General features: G+C 64.6%; 1 protein-coding gene and 1 pseudogene. One reads left to right on the forward strand and one right to left on the reverse strand.

Translation table 11 applies throughout. The features are described 5' to 3' along the window. Window positions 1–422, reverse strand: a 422-nt coding sequence (locus tag AC1DWI_RS24975) for a TetR/AcrR family transcriptional regulator (RefSeq protein WP_477726159.1), incomplete at its 3' end; no start/stop codon positions are given. Window positions 423–554: 132 nt separating this feature from the next. Here AC1DWI_RS24975 and AC1DWI_RS24980 point away from each other — a divergent pair. After that, window positions 555–828 (forward strand): annotated as a pseudogene (locus AC1DWI_RS24980) (PLP-dependent aminotransferase family protein); the annotation flags it as partial.

Consider the following 828-nt stretch of genomic DNA (forward strand, 5'->3'; position numbering starts at 1 on the left):
ACCCAGGCCTTCAGCGTGGCAAAGGCCTGCTCATTGGCCGCGTCGATCTCGGCGCCGCCTGCCATGTCACCGCCGCGCCGCAGCGTGTGCAGCAGCCGTGCCTGGTCAGGGTGTTGCAGCACCCACTGGATGTACGCGCGCATCAGGCCCTTGACGCCGGCCTGGGCCGAGGCCTTGCCGCTGATGGGCTGCATCAGCGCCGCATGGAAATCGCGCAGCGTGTGCGCATACAGCGCATCGGCCAGCTGTGCCTTGGTGGGAAAGTGGTGGTACAGGCTGCCGTTGCTCACGCCCGCCTCCTGGCGCACCATGTCCATCGACGCGGCCGTGAAGCCATGCGCCAGGAACACCTTGGTGGCGGCGTCCAGCAGGCGGTCCCGGGTAGAGAGGGCGGCAGCGGCAGGGGGTGTGGCAGAACTCATGACTAGAGTATTACTCTAGATTAATACTCTGTCAACTTCCCGGCGGCCGCAAGGCAACCGGCGGCCCAAGCCGCAGGAAACCTGCGCGCAAATTGGCGACAATACAAAACAGAAAGCGAGACCCCCATGCCATTGCAATTTGCCGACCGCCTCAACAACGTTGAAACCTCCGCCATCCGCGAACTTTTCAAACTGCTGGGCAAGCCCGGCATCGTCAGCTTTGCCGGCGGTTTTCCGGACCCCGCCATGTTCGACGTGGCCGGCATCCAGGAGGCCAGCAACAAGGCCCTGAACGAAGAACCCGGCGGCACGCTGCAATACGGCGCCACCGAAGGCTACGGCCCGCTGCGCGAACAGCTCAGCGCCTTCATGGCCACCAAGGGCGCCAAAGACGTCGCCCCCGAAA

The sequence above is a fragment of the Polaromonas sp. P3_C2 genome, from assembly GCF_056402675.1.